The following is a 484-nucleotide window of genomic DNA, read 5'->3' on the forward strand; positions in this document are numbered from 1 at the left end:
GATGCTGGCTCCGAAGAACACGATTCTAGTGTATTCGTACTCTAAGTACTTTGGTGCAACAGGCTGGCGTTTAGGCGTGATTGGTGTACACGAAGACAATAATTTCGACCGCATGATTCGAGATCTTCCAGAAGACACTCGAAGCACGTTATCTCAGCGATACCAAGGCATTGCACTTGAGCCGAGTAAGATTAAGTTCATTGACCGTTTAGTAGCAGACAGCCGTGCAGTAGCACTGAACCATACCGCCGGTCTTTCAACACCTCAGCAGATTCAAATGACAATGTTCTCGCTGCTGTCTTTGATGAAGGATGGCGAAGAGTACAAGCGACTCGCAAAACAAATTGTGCGTCGTCGCTACCACACTCTAATACAGAAGAACTTAGCCGCGCCAATCGTTGCTGAAGGCGATCAAACCGGAGCGTTCTATTACGTGGAGATTGATCTGAAAGAGATTGCTCAAACGATTCACAGCAACGACTTC

1 protein-coding gene is annotated in these 484 nt (G+C 47.1%); it reads left to right on the forward strand.

Translation table 11 applies throughout. The features are described 5' to 3' along the window. The coding region (locus AB4512_RS23635; protein ID WP_372175950.1) for an aminotransferase class I/II-fold pyridoxal phosphate-dependent enzyme at window positions 1-484 on the forward strand (484 nt) is incomplete at both ends.

It is taken from the genome of Vibrio sp. 10N.222.52.B7 (genome assembly GCF_041474275.1).
GTDB lineage: Bacteria > Pseudomonadota > Gammaproteobacteria > Enterobacterales > Vibrionaceae > Vibrio > Vibrio crassostreae_C.